This window comes from Streptacidiphilus sp. EB103A (assembly GCF_041261405.1).
Lineage (GTDB): Bacteria > Actinomycetota > Actinomycetes > Streptomycetales > Streptomycetaceae > Streptacidiphilus.
This window is the reverse complement of the sequence record NZ_JBGCAQ010000002.1, coordinates 36058-53751: the sequence shown is the minus strand read 5'-3', so window position 1 is coordinate 53751 and position 17694 is coordinate 36058. Positions and strand designations below refer to the sequence as shown.

The window sequence follows — 17694 nt, the reverse complement described above, 5'->3', positions numbered from 1 at the left end:
GGCTAGCACCGGGGTCCGGGGGCACCCCGTGCCGCCGCCGTTGTCTAGGGAATTCCGGAATGGAGCAGAGCTCCATGTCCCTGCGGGTCGGCTGCGGCGCTGCGTTTGAGGTTCCCCCGGGGCAAGGTCCTAGGTTCGGGGCATGGCGGACGGACCTGAACTGATCACGGTCGGTCAGCTGGCGCACCGCGTCGGCCTGACCGCGAAAGCCCTGCGGCCGTCGACCACCGCGAACTGGTCCGCACCGACCTGGAGGCCATCCCCGCCCAGCCGCGCTTCCGGTGACTCGACCTGACCGATCCGGCCCGGGCCCGGCCCGCCGTTCAGCCCGCGGCGGCGGTGAGCGCGCCGAGGGCGCTCGCCTGGGTACGCCAGTCGGTCGGGTCGGGACTGGTGCCGGCCCAGCGTTCGCCCAGGGCGTTGATCGGGCTGCGGTCCTGCGCCCACAGGGTGGCCGCCTGCTGCTGGACGTAGCTCAGGTAGGCGGTGGAGCCGGTGGCCTTCGCCAGGTCGGCGAAGTTCCGCATGAAGATGCCCTTGAACTGCTTCTGGTTGTCGTCGCAGGATGCCGATCCGGTGTCGCAGGACTCGGTGAGCACTCCTCCGCTGGTCAGCGACGGGCTGCTGATCGCGGCGTCAGCCAGGGTGCGCGCGGTGGCCAGCAGCGAGCTGTCCCCGGTCGCCTTCCACAGCTCGGTGAAGCCGCCGATGGCGAGCCCCTGGTTGTAACTCCACACGGTGCTGCCGTTGTTGGCGCAGGCCGAGGTCAGCCCGTCGTTCACCAGCCCCGAAGAATTGATCATCCCGCTGGACCGGTACCAGGCCGCAGCTGTGGTGGCCCGCTGGAGCCACACGGTGTCGCCGGGGATGCGCTGATGCAGTGCCGTGGTCAGCCAGAGGTACTGCCCGTTCGTCACCGCGTTCTTGTAGGTGCGCTCGCGGTCCCACCACATGCCGCCGCCGCAGCTGCCGGCGTCCCAGTACTGCTGCAGGTAGCTGACGATGGTGACCGCTTCGTTCAGATAGCGGGAGTTGCCGGTGTAGTCGTACGCGTCCAGCCAGGCGATGGCCCACCAGCCCGCGTCGTCGTTGGCGCGGCTGATGAAGTCGCCCTCGATCGCGTCCGAACTGCGCACCCCGGCGGCGAAGACGCCCTTGTTCTGGTCGAAGGTGCGCGCGATGGCCCAGTCGTAGTCGTGCGTTCCGGTGGTCCTGGCGAAGTCGACGAGGGTGGTGAGGGTGGCGGCGGAGTTCCACCAACTGCTGGGCCACCAGCCGTTGTACGGGTCGTAGGAGGACATCAGCGCGTCCGCCGCCGCGCGCGCCGGGGTCGGCGCCGGGCGGACCCAGGCGGTGCAGCTGCCCTCCTGGTGGCTCGCCTCCCGGCCGCAGGCGCGTACCGCGCCGCCGTAGAGGAGACCGCGCGGGTCGCGGGTGGCGTACATCGCGGTACGGGTGCCGGTGGCGCCGGACGGTGTACTGGTGCGGCCGCGCGAGGAGCCGTCCGGCCAGGTGGAGCCGCCGTCCCAGGAGCGGTCCAGCCAGATCTCGTCACCGGCGCCGCCGGAGTCGATGCTCGCCCAGGCCATAGCGTTCTGCTGGTCGACGTGCAGCCGGATGGTGCGGCCGTACAGGGTGGTCGACGGCACCGGCTGGTCGTCGCCGGCCGCCCGGGCAGCGTCCGTCCCGTCGCAGAGCGTGTCGCACACCGTGGGGTACACCCAGCTCGTGCAGCCGACGGCGGCCGCGTCGCCACAGGCCCGGACCAGCCCGCGTCGGTGGTCACGGGGGTCGGTGATGTTGTACATCAGCGTCCTGGTGCCGGTCCAGGTGCTCGGGATGCTCGCCTTGCCCAGCAGCCCCTCCCAGCTGGCGCCCCCGTCCCAGGACCGGTCCAGCCACACCGAGTCGCCGGTCACACCGCCGTCGATGCTGGCCCACGCCATGTCGTCGGCATCGGACACGTGAAGCTCGACGCGACGGCCGTTGAGGGCCAGATTCGGCACCGGAAAGCTCTCCTGCTTCGCCAGCGAGGGATCCAGGGTGTCACAGGCCAGCACGCACACCGCGGTAGCGGCACGCGCGGGCGTCGCCATCGGGACCAGTACGACGGCCACAACGGCAGCTGTCACCAGGAACCTGAGCAGCCGCGAAAACCTGACAACGATGTCGGCAGCGCGTAAGGACATCGAACTCGCCTCGATTTCACGATGGAGGTCGTCCGCAGTGGGCGCGCCGGCCGACCAGGAATCGGACATTGGTCCATACCTGTCTCCGAGGAAGTGAACCGAATTGGCGAGACCCTGTCAACGCCCCGGGATGCGGCCTCAGCCGCGGCGAGCGCGTGCGGGACGAAGGAACCGTCGCGGTTCCCCCGCCCCGCACACTCGCCACCGGAGGGGCTCGGCGGTCAGCTGCCGACGAGCATCTGCCAGGTCTGCGGTCCCACCTGGCCGTCCACGCCCAGGCCGTGCGCGGACTGGAAGGCCCGGGCGGCGCTGTCGGTGCCGGAGCCGAAGCTGCCGTCGACCGCGAGGCCGTAACCGAACTTGTTCAGCTCCACCTGGGCGGCCCGGACGTCGTCACCGCTGGAGCCCTGCTGGACCTGGACGACCAGCGCCGACCAGGTCTGCGGGCCTATCTGCCCGTCCACGCCCAGGCCGTGCGCGGACTGGAAACTCTTGGTCGCGGCGAGGGTGGCCGCCCCGAACTGACCGTCAGCGGTGATCGAGGCACCGTGGTAGCGCAACAGGTACTGCGCCGCCTGCACATTGTTCCCGGTGTCGCCGTCGACGACATTCGGCCAGGGCGGCGCGACGGTGCCGCCGCCGGAGGCGCCGCTCCCGGTACCCACGAGCATCTGCCAGGTCTGCGGTCCCACCTGGCCGTCCACGCCCAGGCCGTGCGCGGACTGGAAGGCCCGGGCGGCGCTGTCGGTGCCGGAGCCGAAGCTGCCGTCGACCGCGAGGCCGTAACCGAACCGGTTCAGCTCCACCTGGGCGGCCCGGACGTCGTCACCGCTGGAGCCCTGCTGGACCTGGACGACCAGCGCCGACCAGGTCTGCGGGCCTATCTGCCCGTCCACGCCCAAGCCGTGCGCGGACTGGAAACTCTTGGTCGCGGCAAGGGTGGCCGCCCCGAACTGACCGTCAGCGGTGATCGAGGCACCGTGGTAACGCAGCAGATACTGCGCCGCCTGCACGCTGGGCCCCGTCATGCCGTCGGTGATGTTCGGCCAGGACGGCAGGATGACACCGCCGCCACCGCTGCCGCCCTTGCCGCCCCACTGCCCGAAGTCGGCGGCCATCGGCTGGTCGAGGTCCGCGCCGTGCCCGGCGACCGTGATGTCGTTCTGGACCTGCCGCAACTGCGCGCGGCTGTCCCAGTTCCCATAGGACCACGCGTTCGCCTGCCAGCCCCAGGCGATCTTCCCGTTGTCGAAGAGTTCCTTGATCACGTAGTAGCCGGCGTAGGCACCGGTCCGAGACCGGCCGATCACCGAAGCGACGCCGTCGAAGTAGGAGTTGAGCGGGGAGTACATCGAGGACTGAAGGTCGAAATCGACGCTGAAGTAGATCGGCCGCGACGACGGCATCCCATTGGCCAGCGCCTGCCGCTCCGCCTCAGTGGCATGCCTGACCCCCTGGGCGTAGGGGTCGGAGGGGACGCTGCTCTGCCAGGACTGCAGCCCGTCGGACTCCCAGTTGGAGACGATGCCCAGACCCTTGGCGGTGAGGGCCTGGGCCTCGGACAGGGTGAGGACCTTAGGGTTCGGCAGCCAGCTGAGGTAACGGCACACGAAGCCGTAGCCCGCCGCGGCGACCGAATCGGGGGTGATGAGCGACGGGTCGCTGTAGTCGATCCCGTAGCCGGTCGCCGAGGACGCCGCAGACGCCGACTGGGCGAATCCGATACCGGCCGCGGTGGCCACCGCAGCGCCGCCGGCGAGGGTCAGCAGCCTGCGTCGGGACAATCCATGGCCATGGTCAGACAGGTTCATGACACGTTCCAATCCTTGACGTCTTGCGGTGAGCAACGCTGAAGCAGCGCTGCTGGTGATCTTTGGGCCCCGCTCCGGCCCGTGTCCACAGCGAGTCGGGGTCTGCTGGGATTGCGGGACGGCACCGGCACTGACCTGCCGGGATCCGCACCAGCGTGACGGTTGAGCGGGACAGGCCCGGCCGCTGGTGCCGTGGAAGCCGCAGCCCGAGCCCGAAAGGACTACCGCTGACGAGAGCTCGGGTCCGCCGTGCGCAACGCACGACCTGGCTTCGGCCCGGCCACGATTCCAACGATCACCCTACGGGTGCCGCCCCCGGTCGGTCCTGGAGGCTGTCGAACGCCACCGCCCCGGACTCGCAGCCCCGCACTGAGCCCGCCTCACAAGTGCGGCGGCTCACCGGTGAGTTCGTCGATGAGGGTGCGGATGCGGGCAGCGATCTCGTCGCGGATCGGGCGTACGGCCGCGACCCCCTGTCCGGCGGGGTCGGCCAACTGCCAGTCGAGGTAGCGCTTGCCGGGGAAGTACGGGCAGGCGTCACCGCAGCCCATGGTGATCACCACATCGGATTCCTGCACCGCTTCGCCGGTCAGGATCTTGGGGGTCTCGGCGGAGAGGTCGATGCCGACCTCGCGCATCGCCTCGACCACGGCCGGGTTGACGCGGTCGGCCGGCGCGGAGCCGGCGGAGCGGACCTGGACACGGTCGCCGGCGAAGTGGGTCAGGAACGCGGCGGCCATCTGGGACCGGCCGGCGTTGTGGACGCAGACGAACAGCACGGACGGACGGGCGGCGCTCATGCGATGACCGTGGCGGCGAGTTCGTGCCCGTGCTCGTCGTCAGGCGCGACGGCTGCGTCCTCGCCCGCGCGGCTTGGGGCGCCGAACAGGGCGGCGGCCAGGCCCACCCCGATGGCGGCGCCGAGCAGTTGGGCGGCGATGAACGGCAGCAGGGAGGCGGGTGCGATGCCGGCGAAGGTGTCGGTGAACGCCCGGCCGATGGTCACCGCCGGGTTGGCGAAGCTGGTGGACGAGGTGAACCAGTAGGCCGCGCCGATCCAGGACGCGACCGCCACCGCGGCGAAGCGGGCCCGGCCGGTCCGGTTCAGGCCGAGGATCAGCAGGACCAGGCCGGCGGTCGCCACGACCTCACCGAGCCACAGGTGACCGGCAGAGCGCTGGTGCGTCGACCACGTCACCAGCGGCTGGGCGAACATGGCGTTCGCCAGGACCGAACCGCCGACAGCGCCCGCGATCTGGGCGGGGATGAAGGCAGCGGCCTCGCGCAGCAGTTCCGGACCGCTGCCCGTCCTCCGGCCGGTCCACCAGGCGGCGAGGGTGACCACGGGATTGAAGTGGGCGCCGGAGACCGGGCCGAGCAGCGCGATGAGCACGCCCAGGCCGAAGACCGTGGCCAGGGAGTTGGCCAGCAGTCGCACACCGACGTCCGCGGAGAGCTCGCTCGCCTGGATGCCGGACCCGACCACGACGGCGACCAGCGCCGCCGTCCCGACCGCCTCGGCGACAACCCGGCGGGCCAGCGGGGCCCGGGCCGTCATCCCGTCGCTCCCGCGGCGGTCGCCGGGGCCTGGAGCAGGGCGGAGAGCTTGGCCAGGGCCGGAGGCAGCACCCAGTAGTAGACCCAGGTCCCGCGGCGTTCGGAACCGACCAGGCCGGCCTCGCGCAGGACCTTGAGGTGGTGCGAGATGGTCGGCTGGGACACGTCGAAGGGGCCGGTCAGGTCGCAGACGCATGCCTCGCCGCCCTCGTGGGAGGCGATCAGCGACAGCAGCCGCAGCCGGACCGGGTCCGACAGCGCCTTGAACATCCGGGCCAGGTCGGCGGCGGACTCCTCGCCCAGAGGCTCACGGACCAGGGGCGAACAGCACACCCCCTGGTCGAGCACCGGCAGCTCCAATTTCGACATGCGTCTATGTTGACATCCATCGATTCAGAGAGCAACCTTCCCTGCATCGACAACCATCGATACAGGAATCGGATCGGGGAGACCTCCATGTCCCGCGTTCAGCTCGCCCTCAATGTCGCCGACCTCGAAGCCTCGGTCGCCTTCTACTCCAAGCTGTTCGGCACCGAGCCCGCCAAGCGCCGCCCCGGCTACGCGAACTTCGCCGTCACCGAGCCGCCGCTCAAGCTCGTCCTGATCGAGGGCGCCCCTGGCCAGGAGACCCGGCTGGACCACCTCGGCGTCGAGGTCGAGTCCACCGACCAGGTCGCCGCCGCCACCGGCCGCCTCAAAGACGCCGGCCTGGCCACGTTCGAGGAGAACGACACGTCCTGCTGTTACGCCCTGCAGGACAAGGTCTGGGTGACCGGTCCGGGCCAGGAGCCCTGGGAGGTCTACGTCGTCAAGGCCGACTCCGACCGGTTCGGCAAGGCCGCGGCGGGCACCGGATGCGCCTGCGGCAGCTGACCGTCGCCACGCAGGAGGCGGGTCAGCTCGGCAGGTGGGGGCGCGGGGCGCGGTTCAGGGTGTGCGCCATGGCGCGGTGCTGGTCGGGTGTGAGGTCGCCGAGGAGCTGGTCGTCGCGCAGCCCGGCGTTGCGCAGCAGGTCGTGGCAGGTCAGCCAGTCCACCTCGGGGACGGCGCGCAGCAGTGCGCCGACGGTCATGGCAGCCGCGACCGGGTCGCCGCGGCGGGAGTCGATCAGGACCAGGGCCAGGGCTGGCAGGCCGCCGTGCCCGATCTTGGCCAGCAGCATCTCCTGGGCCCGGTGCTGGTCACCGGGTTCGGCGGCGCGGTGGTCAGCGGCGGTGGTCATCATGGCGCGGCTCCCTCGACCGTAGGGCACGCAGCCGGTGCGCCCCGTGCTTCCATGCCCTCCAAGCGTAAGTCGCAGGCCGCGATCCGGTGCCGTGCGCGCAGGCCGCACCGGCGCGGCCCATAACAGCGGCTTATGACCTCATCGAACCGTGGGGGCTACAAGCGCACCGACCGGCCGACCACAGTCGGAAACGTGAACACCCACGTCGACACCCCCCGGCGCGCCCGCCCGGCCGAGCACCCACCCGGCGCCGCGTCGTCCCGTCCGGGCCCGGCACTGCCCGGGCTCGCGCTGGCGCTGCTGGTCGCGGCTGCGGCCACCGGGCTGGGCGGCATCCTTCCGCTGGTCGGCGCACCGGTGTGCGGCATCGTGCTCGGGACGCTGCTCGCAGTCCTGCGCCGCCCCGATGCCCGGCTCGCCCCGGGGATCTCCTTCGCGAGCCGAGGCATCCTGCAGGCGTCCATCGTCGTCCTGGGCTGCCAGCTGTCCCTGGCCCAGGTCGTGCATGTCGGCGCCGCCTCGCTCCCGGTCATGCTCGGAACCCTGGGGGCCTGCCTGCTGGCGGCCCGGTGGCTGGGCCGCGCCCTGCGCATCAGCAGTGACCTGCGCACCCTCGTCGGCGTCGGCACCGGCGTCTGCGGAGCCTCCGCCATCGCCGCGGTCACCCCGGTCATCGAAGCCGCCGGCGCCGACGTCGCCTACGCGGTCTCCACCATCTTCGTGTTCAACCTCGCCGCCGTCCTCACCTTCCCGCTGCTGGGCCACCTGCTCGGGATGGACCAGCACGCCTTCGGGCTGTTCGCCGGGACCGCGGTCAACGACATGTCCTCGGTGGTGGCCACCGCCACCGCCTACGGCCCCGGCACGGTCAGTCATGCCGTCGTCGTCAAGCTGACCCGCACCCTGCTGATCGTCCCCATCTGCCTGGCACTCGCCGCCCGCACCCGCCGCGCGCGGGCGGCCGCCGCCTCCTCGCCCGCCCCGGACCCGCCCCGGTTGCGGGTGTCCGGGCTGGTCCCCTGGTTCATCGTCGGATTCCTGCTGACCGCCGCGGCCAACACCGCCCACCTGATCCCGGCCCCCTGCCATCCCGCCCTCAGCCAGGCGGCCGTCTTCCTGATCACCACGGCCCTGTCCGCGGTGGGCCTGTCCACCGACCTCACCTCGCTGCGGCGGGCCGGGCCTCGTCCGCTGCTCCTCGGCGGCTGCCTGTGGATCGTCGTCACCGCCACCAGCATCACCCTGCTGCAGCTGACCTGACCGGGACTCAGCAGCTCAGGGCCGCGGCCAGGGGCGGCCGCCGAGGCGTTCGATGCCGGCGTTGAAGCGCCTCAGGTAGGCGGCGAAGCCGGCGATGTCCTCGTCCGGCCAGTCGGCCATGATCTGCTCCAGGGAGCGGACCAGTCCCTCGCGTTCCTCGTCGAGCATGCGCGCACCCTCGTCGGTGATCCGGAACCTGCGGGCCATGCCGCCCCCGGGGTCGGCGATGCGCTCCACCAGCCCGGCCCGCACCGCCGCCGCGGTCTGCCGGTTGAGGGTGGAGGCGTCCAGTCCGAAGGCGTCGCTGAGTTCGCCTATGGTCATCGGCCCCTGCACCCGCACCCGGCTGAGCAGGATGTAGGCGCTGCGCTCCAGCAGACCGTCCTTGCGGCGTCCGCCCTTCTGCTGCAGGAGGCCATGGCGGCTGAGGAGCATCTGCTCGTACTCGACCTCGTGGGTGGGTCTGATCATGCGCCTGTCGTCTCCATGCCGTCGTCCGGGCCGTCGACACGTCCCGGCGCCGGGTCGGCCTGACCCTCCATCAGATTAGTGCAACATACACGTCATATGTTCGATGCACAAGACATGTATGATGCACGAGAACGTTCCCACAGACAGCCCGAGGAGTCCCGGATGGGTGCACCCCAGCCATCAGCCCGCGCAGGACGGATCGTCGCCACCCTGGCATTCGCCGGAACCACGGCGGCCATCATGCAGACCCTGGTCACCCCGCTCATCGCGGAGCTGCCGAAGATCCTGCACACCACGTCCTCCAACGCGGCGTGGGTGATCACCGCCACCCTGCTGGTGTCGGCTGTCTGCGTACCGGTCTCCGGGCGTCTGGGCGACATGCTCGGCAAGCGCCGGATGCTGCTGGTGTGCTCGGTGCCGCTGGTGGCGGGATCGGTGGTGTGCGCGCTCTCCTCCTCCGTCGTGCCGATGATCATCGGACGGAGTCTGCAGGGCATGGGCATGGGCATGCTGCCGCTCGGCATCGCCCTGCTGCGCGACGTGGTCCCCGCGGAGAAGCTCAGCTCCTCCATCGCGCTGGTCAGCGCCTCCATGGGCATCGGCGGCGCCCTCGGCCTGCCGATCGCCGCCGCGGTCGCCCAGTACTCCAGCTGGCGGGTGCTGTTCTGGGGCGCGGCCGGCCTGGCCACCATCGTCGCGCTGCTGATCTGGTTCCTGATCCCCGAGGTGCCGGCCGCCGCGAAGGGCCAGCGCTTCGACGTGCTCGGCGCGCTCGGTCTCGGCGCCGGCCTGGTCTGTCTGCTGCTCGCCGTCTCCAAGGGCGCCGACTGGGGCTGGGGCTCGACCACCACCCTCAGCCTGTCCGTCGGCGCGCTGGCGCTCCTGGTCGGCTGGGGCTTCTGGGAGCTGCGGACCCGGGACCCGCTGATCGACCTGCGCACCACCGCCCGCCCCCGGGTGCTGATGACCAACCTCGCCTCGGTCTTCGTCGGCTTCGGCATGTACGCCAGCCTGCTGATCACCCCTCAGCTGCTGCAGTTCCCCGCGGCCACCGGCTACGGCCTCGGGCAGTCGATGCTCCAGGCTGGCCTGTGGATGGCGCCCGGCGGGATCATGATGATGTTCGTCTCCCCGTTCGGCGGAAAGCTCAGCGACGCCCGCGGCCCGAAGTTCACACTGGTCTGCGGCGTCCTGGTGATCGCCGCCGGCTACGGCCTGTCGCTGGCGCTGATGGGCTCCGCCTGGGGCCTGATGCTGGTCAGCATGGTGATCAACAGCGGCGTGGGCCTGGCGTACGGTGCGATGCCCGCGCTGATCATGAGCGCGGTCCCGCTCTCCGAGACCGCCGCGGCCAACGGCTTCAACACGCTGATGCGCGCGCTGGGCACCTCGATCGGCGCCGCCGTGATCGGCGTGGTCCTCTCGCACATGAACACCACCATGGCCGGCTACAGCTTCACCTCCAAAACGGGCTTCCAGACCGGCCTGATCATCGGCTGCGGCGTCGCCCTGGTCGCCGCCACGGTCGCGGCCCTCATCCCGGCCGTACGCCGCGCCACGGCCGACAGCGAGAAGGACGACGCGGACACCACCGCCGAACAGGCCACCGCAGAGGTCTGACCCACGACGGTCCGAACCTTCACACCCGGCGCGTCCGGGAGAACAGAGCCGGGGCGCGCCCGCAGCGTCCCGGGCTCCCTGACGAGCCGGCGCACCGCTTCGACTTGTTCGCCCGCACCGGCGGGGTCAGTCTGATCTCATGCAGCGTGGGATCCGATCGCATGGACCGCAGTCATGAGGAGGCCAGCCGACCTCGTGGCCGGCCCCGATCTGCTGGCCGGCATGTTCGCGCACGCTCCGGTGATCTTCGCCGTGCTCAGCGGCCCCGACCACCTGCTCGCCGGGGCCAACGACGCCTTCTTCGACGCGATCGGGGTCGGCCGGGGGCGTGAGCTGCTGGGCCGCCCCACCGTCGACGTCGTGCCCGAGCTGGTGCACCAGGGTCTGCCGGCGCTGCTCGACGGGGTCTACCGGGACGGGGCGCCGTTCATCGCGCTCGGCGCCGGGGTACTGCTCGGACCGACGGGCAAGGCCCGGCTGCGCTACTACGACTTCAGCCTCGAACCACGCCTGGACCAGGCCGGGCACATCCAGGGCGTGGCCTTCGTCGCCGTGGACGTCACCCGCCAGCGTGCCGCCCACAAGCTGGCCGCCGAGCAGCAGGTGCTGCTCGAACAGATCGCCCGGGACGCGCCCCTGGCCGAGGTCCTGGACGGCATGTGCCGGGCCATCGAGAAGCTCTCCCCCAAGGTGCTCAGCTCCGTGCTGCTGCTGGACCCGTCGGGGCAGCGTCTGGTGCACGGCGCCGCCCCCAGCCTCCCGGACTTCTACAACGAGGCCATCGACGGCATGGAGATCGGCCCGCAGGGGGGCTCCTGCGGCACCTCCGCGTACCGGCGCGAGATGGTCGTGGTCGACGACATCGCCGCCAGCCCGCTGTGGACCACATACCGGGACCTGGCCCGGCGGGCCGGGCTCGCGGCCTGCTGGTCCTCACCCATCATGTCCAGCACCGGGGAACTGCTCGGCACCTTCGCCATGTACCACCGCACGCCCCAGCACCTGCGCGAGGACGATCTCGACCTGAGCATCGTCTTCACCCGCACCGCCGCTCTCGCCATCGAGCGCCACCGCGCCGAACAGGCGCGCCGCCAGGCGCACGCGAGCGAGCAAGCCCTCAGCTCCGATCTGACGTTCGTACTCGAGACCAGCACCGCGGTCAGCGAGGAGGCCCACTACCCGCAGAACCTGCAGCGGCTGGCCCGGCTCGCGGTACCGGCGCTCGGCCCGGTGTGCGTCATCGACGTGCTGGAGTCGGGCCGGATCCAGCGGGTGGCCGTCGCGGTCGCACCGAACCTGCCCCAGCGGGTCCAGGCGCTGCTGGCAGCAGAGGAGCCGACGCGGTTGGCGGCGTCCCCCGTCGGGCGCGTGCTCGCCACCGGCGCGAGCGAGATCAGTCCGACCCCTCCCCCGGGGGCCTGGCAGGAACTGGGCCTGCCCGTCACCGCGCAGGTCTGCGTCCCGCTCACCGCCCGGGGGCACACCTTCGGTGTGCTGACCCTGGCGGCCACCGCCGACCGGCCGCTGGACGACCGCACGATCGCCCTCGCCGAGGCGCTGGCCCGTACCGCCGCGGCCGGCGCCGAGACCACCCGCCAGCACGACCAGCGGGCCCGGCTGGCGCGGGACCTGCAGGCAGGGCTGCTGCTGGCCGCGCTCCCCGACGTGCCCGGAGCGCAACTGGCCGCCTCCTACCGGCCCGCAGGCGAGGGACTGGACATCGGCGGCGACTTCTACGACGTCTTCCCGCTGCCCGGGGACTGGTGGGGGCTGGTCATCGGGGACGTCTGCGGCCGCGGCGCCTACGCGGCGACCACCACCGCACTGGTCCGCAACACCGCCCGCGCGGTGGCCCCGCTGCTGGCGACCCCCAGCGCGGTGGCCGAGGCCATCAACGACGCCCTGCTGGCCCGGTCCGACAGCGGCGAGAGCTTCGTCACCCTGATCTACGCCGAACTGCGCCGGACCCGGGACGGGATCGCCATGAGCATGGTGCGGGCCGGGCACCCGCCGCCCCTGCTGCGCCGGGCCGACGGCACCGTCAGCAGCCCCAGTCCGGCCGGCCAGCTCCTCGGCGTCTCCGCCGATCCGGACCTGGTCCTGGAGTCCTTCACGGTGGACCACGGCGACTGCCTGGTCCTGGTGACCGACGGCATCCTGGAGGCCCGCGACCAGGCCGGCACCTTCTTCGGCGAGGAGCGCCTGGTCGCCGCCATCAGCTCCACCACCGGGTCCACCGACGCGCAGCAGATCCTGGACGCGGTCACCGGCGCCGTCGACGCCTTCACCGGCGGCGTCACCGACGACGACCAGGCGGCCCTGGTCCTGGTCGCCCAACAGCTCCGCTGACCGTCCTCATCTCCCGTCATCTCCCGTCCATTCCCAGCCACTTGACAGTGCATCGGCAATGCGCCACGGTGACCGTGACCTACAACGTTGTAATCGGGCCGGAAGGACGCCATGCCCAGCAGCAGATCCGTCGTCACCAGAGCCGTCCGGCGCCTCGCGGCGAGCCCGGCGCTCAGCTTCCGCAGGGCGCTCGCGTCCACCGTGGCAACCCTCGGACTGGTCCTCGCCGCCGTGATCGGACTTCCCCAGGTGGCACAGGCCGCCGGTTCGCTGCCATGCGACATCTACGCGGCCGCGGGCACCCCCTGCGTCGCCGCCCACAGCACGGCGCGCGCCCTGTTCTCCGCCTACAACGGCCCGCTCTACCAGGTCACCCGAGTCTCCGACGGGGCCACCGCCGACATCGGGCTGCTGGCACAGGGCGGTTACGCCAACGCCGGTACGCAGGACGCCTTCTGCGGGAACACCAGCTGCCGCATCACCAGGATCTACGACCAGACCTCGCGCCACAACGACCTCAACCCGGGCCCGGCCGGCACCTCCGGCATGGGCGCCGACCGTGGTGCGGACGCGAGCGAGCTCGCGGTCACCGCCGGCGGCCACAAGGTGTACGGGATCTGGATCTCGCCGGGCGTCGGCTACCGCTCCAACGGCGCGGCCTCCGGCGTCGCGGTCAACGGGCAGCCAGAGGGCGCCTACATGGTGGCCAGCGGCACCCACGTGGGGTCCAACTGCTGCTTCGACTACGGCAACGCGGAGAGCACCCCGGCCGACACCGGCAACGGCCACATGGACGCCGTGTCCATCGCCACCACCTGCTACTTCGCACCCTGCACCGGCTCGGGCCCCTGGGTCGAGGCCGACATGGAGAACGGCATGTTCCAGGGCGACAACGGCTCCAACACCGCGAACGCCGGCAACAGCACGACGTACGTCACGGCCGTCCTGAAGAACAACGGTCAGACCAGCTACGCCCTCAAGGGCGGCAACTCCCAGTCCGGCTCCCTGTCGACCTGGTGGAGCGGCTCGCTGCCGACCCGCGGCGGCTACATGCCGATGCACCAGGAAGGCGGCATCATCCTGGGCACCGGCGGCGACAACAGCAACTGGAACATGGGCACCTTCTTCGAGGGCGTGATGGTCTCCGGCTACCCGACCGACGCCGCGGAGAACGCCGTCCAGGCCAATATCGTCTCGGTGGGCTACTCCGGCGAGACCAATGTGCCCAACGGCCCCCAGGGGACGATCACCGGTCCCGGCGGCCAGTGCGTGGACGTCGCGGCCGACGACACCGGCGTGGACGGTGCGGCCGTTCAGCTGTGGAACTGCCAGTCCTACGCCGAGGACCAGCACTGGACCCACAACGCCAACGGCTCGCTGTCCACGCTGGGACGCTGCCTGGACATCAACGGCAACGGCACCGCCAACAACACCCAGGTCGAACTCTGGGACTGCAACGGCGTCGGCGGCCAGAAATGGATCCAACAAGCCAACGGCTCCCTCCTCAACCCCCAATCCGGACGCTGCCTCGACTCCCCCAACGACGCCACCGCCAACGGCACCCGCCTCCAGATCTACGACTGCAACAACAGCGCAGCCCAGCGGTTCGCCGTCAACGGCGGCGGTCCGGTCAACGGCCCCGGCAGCCAGTGCCTCGACGTCTCCGGCGACGACACCGGCGGCGACGGCACCGCCGTCCAGCTGTGGAACTGCCAGTCCTGGGCGCTGGACCAGCACTGGACCCACAACGCCGACAACTCCCTGTCCACGCTCGGACGCTGCCTGGACATCAACGGCAACGGCACCGCCAACAACACCCAGGTCGAACTCTGGGACTGCAACGGCGTCGGCGGCCAAAAATGGATCCAACAAGCCAACGGCTCCCTCCTCAACCCCCAATCAGGACGCTGCCTCGACTCCCCCAACAACGCCACCACCAACGGCACCCGACTCCAGATCTACGACTGCAACAGCAGCGCAGCCCAGATCTTCACCCTCAACTGAGCCCTGCCCCGAACGCGCGGACCGCCCGACCGGAGCGATCCGGCCGGGCGGGCAGTGGGTCACCGCTGCCCGCTGCCCGCTGCCCGCTGCCCGTGGTGACCTGGTCGACTCCGGGGAGTCGCCTGTCGTTCGCCGAGGCGGGGGCCATCCGGATGACCGGGGCGACGTGGCTGGTTGTTGGCGGCAACTGTAGGTGGCTTACATGGCGCCACCGTTGCCGCCCTCCGCCGTCCGTGGCTTGTTGCTGTTGCTCGCTCCGCTCGCAGGCTAACTGCGGGAGGGGGCGTCCTGGTTGGGCGCCGTAGGCCTGTGCGGGGGGCGTGCGGCCGGGCCGGGGGGCGTGCGGCGATCGGCATGGTCCGTTTTGGGGTCACTCGACCTACTTTGGGGTCACTGCCTCGACGACATAACGGACATACGCGGCAGGATTTGTCGGACGAGTGACCCCAAAGTAGGTCGAGTGACCCTAAATGCATAGGGCACCTACCTGGTGCATCGTTTCTGCAGGCGCCACCGACCGCCCCGCCGCCCGGCAACGGCGCTCCGCCCGCACCCTCCCCCGGCCTTGTCGCCGCGAGCGAAGCGAGCAACAGCAACAAGCCACGGACGGCGGAGGGCGGCAACGGTGGCGCCATGTAAGCCACCCACAGCTGCCGCCACCCGCACGCCACCCATGCGATCGAACGCCCCACCCGTCGGCCGGCCACCTCGGCCGGGCGGGCCCGCGTGGTCCGTGGCGCTAGCCCTGCGCCAGGCTCAGCAGGGCGAACACTCCGCCGATCACCGGGCGGGCCTGGAAGCCGTTCTGATGGTTCGTCACCGTGTCGTACCAGTCGGTGAAGGGGGCGCGGGACGGCGAGGTGTGGGCGAAGGCGTAGAGGGAGTCGACGAGGTACTCGCTGACAGGGTGGTCGCGCAGCCAGGCCGCCGTCCACATCTCCCAGTCGCCCTTGGTGTAGGAGTGGCGGACGTCCAGCGGGATGCCGTACTGGTTGACCTGGGTGAGGTACCAGGCGGCCTCCTGGGCGGCGACCGACTCGGGGATCAGGCCCAGGCCGAGCAGCGCGTCCGGGTAGCCGTTGTACTTCAGGCTCCAGGTGCCGGGCTGGTCGTAGGCGAGCTTGAGGTGGTCGCCGGAGCTGTCCTGGGCCAGGCCGGCCCACTGGGAGATGTAGTCGCGCGAGACCGCCCGGTAGTGGTCGGCGTCGGCCGACTTTCCTGCCAGCAGCGCGAGTTGGCCTATCGCGCCGACGGCGATGATCCCCTTCAGGGCGAGGTTGGCGCTGTGGCCGATGAAGCCGGTGAAGTCGTCGGTCTGGTTCTGGAAGCCCGGGTCGAGGGTGTTGCCGACCAGGTAGTCGGCCCACTGCCTGAGGATCGGGTAGTGGGCGGTCGCGAAGTCCCGGCCCTTGGCAGCGCTGGTACGGGCGGCGTAGGCGGCGCTCATGATGAGCATGTTGGCCGACTCCTCGATCGGCATGTCCTCCTCGTTGCCGTCGTTGTGCCCGCTGGCGTTGGGGTAGCTGGAGCCCAGGTCGTGCTCGGCGAAGGTCTTGGGCCAGCCGCCGTGCTCCGCGTAGTCGAGCATCGGCGCCAGCAGCAGCCCGAGGTACTCGGGATCGGTGTACACGAAGACCGGCATCGCCGGGTAGGTGACGTCGATCGTCGAGACATTGCCGTCGCTGGAGATCTCCTTGAGGAAGGCCCAGGGCTGCCCGTCGCGGCTGACCAGCTCGGTGCCGGCATAGGCCTGTCGCAGCGAGATCGCACACAGGGCGGCGTACTTGACGCCTCCGACGGCGGTGGCCTGCTCCCGGATCCTGCGGTCCAGGGCGTCGCCGCGCCTGTCGGCGGCCGCGGCGTCGGCGTGGAAGAAGGCCGCCATCTGCTGCCAGCCGGGCCAGGAGGACTTCCACAGCGGCGGCAGCTGCGCGCCGAGGTAGCTGAGGGCGGGTTCGCGGACGTGGCCCACCGACAGCACCGCGGACTCGGTGGACCGACCCACGCTGCCCAGGTCGAAGTGGAAGGCGAACACCGGCCAGTTGTCGTTGATCGGGCGCGGCTGGTTGGTGTCCGAGGAATTGCCCAACTTGCCGTCGTTCATCGCCGCCGAGCGTACGACGGTGTCGGCGCCGATCTGCCAGGTCAGCCCCGGCCGATTGGTGGCGCTCCAGACGACCGTGCCCCAGGTGGCCATGTCGCCGCTCTCGCCCAGGACCCGCGGCGCGTCGGGGGTGAGGCTGAGCGCGGTCAGCGCGGCGCCCGAGCCGGTGACCTGCTCCTGCGACCACCGGATCGGCGTGCCGGAGTCGGCGTCGACCCACTCCCCCGAGATGTCCAGGTAGAGCCGGACCTCGTGGGCGCGGCCGTCACTGCTGCGGACATCGGCGGTGACGTAGGAGAGCGGCACGGACTGGCGCCGGAGGTCGCCGGGTTCCACCGGCGAGTGGAACGTCAGGGTCAGTTCCAGGCCGGACGCCTCGAAGAGGAACCGGGACTTGGTGGCGGACGTGGTGAGCCGGCGCTGGGCCATTCCGCGCAGGACGTGGCCCGGGATGTTGGGGGCGCCGAGGAAGAGGAAGGGTACGCCGTCGATCTGGGCGATGCCGGTCATCGCGGTGGTGCGTCCGGTCCAGAAGGTCGGCCAGGTCCCGGCCGGGTTGTCGGCCGGGAGCCAGGTGCTGAGGTAGGGCGAACGCACCGCCAGGGGCATGGCCGGGGGCCGGATCGGGTCGAAGTCGGTGGCGAGGGTGGTCGCGAGGGTGGCGTCGGCGGCGGACTGCTCCGCGACGCTCGCCGGCTCGTCGGCGCGGGCCAGGCCGGGCGGCAGCAGCGCCAGGCCTGCCGCTCCGAGTCCGGCCGCTCCGGACCAGCGGATCAGCCCGCGACGGGAGTAGTTCTGAGGATCTGTCATGTGTTCCTCCAGGGCTGCCCGCGAGAGCAGTGGTGGCAGGGAGGGGGCGCGTGGAACTCGGCCATAGCCCGTTGACAACGTTGGAAATCCGCAGCAGCAAGAATGACAGCACGGCGACGGTGCCATGTCCAGACCCCGGCCGAGTTCGCCCAGCGAAGGTCCGGCATCCGCTGCGAGCCACAACCTCCCTGCTCAGCAAGGTTTTTGAGATGTCATCGGAAGACGGCGTCCCGGACAACTCGTCAGGCCGACGGAGCTACCGATGCGCCACGCGAAAACGTTTCCGACACAGAG

13 protein-coding genes are annotated in these 17694 nt (G+C 71.0%); 5 read left to right on the top strand and 8 right to left on the bottom strand.

The window, feature by feature from the left end; all coding sequences use genetic code 11:
- Positions 1 to 323: 323 nt before the first annotated feature.
- The 5 genes from ABH941_RS03865 to ABH941_RS03845 form a co-directional block, all read right to left on the bottom strand.
- A complete protein-coding gene (locus ABH941_RS03865) occupies positions 324 to 2189 on the bottom strand; it encodes a glycoside hydrolase family 76 protein (protein ID WP_370127119.1) in 1866 nt (621 codons plus the stop codon).
- Between the two features lie 221 nt (positions 2190 to 2410).
- The gene (locus tag ABH941_RS03860; RefSeq protein WP_370127118.1) at positions 2411 to 4000 is read right to left on the bottom strand and encodes a peptidoglycan-binding protein; all 1590 of its coding nucleotides are present in this window, start codon (positions 3998 to 4000) and stop codon (positions 2411 to 2413) included.
- A 380-nt stretch (positions 4001 to 4380) separates the two neighbouring features.
- Positions 4381 to 4800, bottom strand: coding sequence for an arsenate reductase ArsC (locus ABH941_RS03855; RefSeq protein ID WP_370127117.1), 420 nt, complete (start codon positions 4798 to 4800; stop codon positions 4381 to 4383).
- The gene (locus ABH941_RS03850) at positions 4797 to 5558 is read right to left on the bottom strand and encodes an aquaporin (protein ID WP_370127116.1); all 762 of its coding nucleotides are present in this window, start codon (positions 5556 to 5558) and stop codon (positions 4797 to 4799) included. Before ABH941_RS03850 ends, ABH941_RS03855 begins: the two co-directional genes overlap by 4 nt.
- Positions 5555 to 5926 (bottom strand): ArsR/SmtB family transcription factor, encoded by a 372-nt coding sequence (locus ABH941_RS03845; RefSeq protein WP_370127115.1) that lies wholly within the window; start codon positions 5924 to 5926, stop codon positions 5555 to 5557. Before ABH941_RS03845 ends, ABH941_RS03850 begins: the two co-directional genes overlap by 4 nt.
- Positions 5927 to 6013: 87 nt before the next feature.
- Between ABH941_RS03845 and ABH941_RS03840 the strand changes: the two genes are divergently transcribed.
- Positions 6014 to 6430 carry an ArsI/CadI family heavy metal resistance metalloenzyme gene (locus ABH941_RS03840; RefSeq protein ID WP_370127114.1) on the top strand — a complete coding sequence of 139 codons (417 nt, stop codon included), beginning with the start codon at positions 6014 to 6016 and terminating at the stop codon, positions 6428 to 6430.
- A gap of 22 nt (positions 6431 to 6452) precedes the next feature.
- Here the strand turns inward: ABH941_RS03840 and ABH941_RS03835 are convergent, their stop codons facing one another.
- Complete coding sequence (locus ABH941_RS03835; RefSeq protein ID WP_370127113.1) at positions 6453 to 6779, bottom strand: hypothetical protein; 327 nt, start codon at positions 6777 to 6779, stop codon at positions 6453 to 6455.
- A 195-nt stretch (positions 6780 to 6974) separates the two neighbouring features.
- Here ABH941_RS03835 and ABH941_RS03830 point away from each other — a divergent pair, with 195 nt between their 5' ends.
- Complete coding sequence (locus ABH941_RS03830) at positions 6975 to 8042, top strand: YeiH family protein (RefSeq protein ID WP_370127112.1); 1068 nt, start codon at positions 6975 to 6977, stop codon at positions 8040 to 8042.
- 15 nt (positions 8043 to 8057) lie between these two features.
- Here the strand turns inward: ABH941_RS03830 and ABH941_RS03825 are convergent, their stop codons facing one another.
- A complete protein-coding gene (locus ABH941_RS03825; protein ID WP_370127111.1) occupies positions 8058 to 8513 on the bottom strand; it encodes a MarR family winged helix-turn-helix transcriptional regulator in 456 nt (151 codons plus the stop codon).
- Positions 8514 to 8675: 162 nt separating this feature from the next.
- Here ABH941_RS03825 and ABH941_RS03820 point away from each other — a divergent pair, with 162 nt between their 5' ends.
- From ABH941_RS03820 to ABH941_RS03810, 3 genes are all read left to right on the top strand, one after another.
- A complete protein-coding gene (locus ABH941_RS03820) occupies positions 8676 to 10133 on the top strand; it encodes an MFS transporter (protein WP_370127110.1) in 1458 nt (485 codons plus the stop codon).
- Positions 10134 to 10307: 174 nt separating this feature from the next.
- The gene (locus tag ABH941_RS03815; RefSeq protein WP_370127109.1) at positions 10308 to 12482 is read left to right on the top strand and encodes a SpoIIE family protein phosphatase; all 2175 of its coding nucleotides are present in this window, start codon (positions 10308 to 10310) and stop codon (positions 12480 to 12482) included.
- Positions 12483 to 12593: 111 nt separating this feature from the next.
- A complete protein-coding gene (locus tag ABH941_RS03810; RefSeq protein WP_370127108.1) occupies positions 12594 to 14486 on the top strand; it encodes an arabinofuranosidase catalytic domain-containing protein in 1893 nt (630 codons plus the stop codon).
- Positions 14487 to 15225: 739 nt separating this feature from the next.
- Here the strand turns inward: ABH941_RS03810 and ABH941_RS03805 are convergent.
- Positions 15226 to 17400: a DUF5127 domain-containing protein gene (locus tag ABH941_RS03805; RefSeq protein WP_370127107.1), complete on the bottom strand. Its 2175-nt coding sequence runs from the start codon at positions 17398 to 17400 to the stop codon at positions 15226 to 15228.
- Positions 17401 to 17694 lie beyond the last annotated feature (294 nt).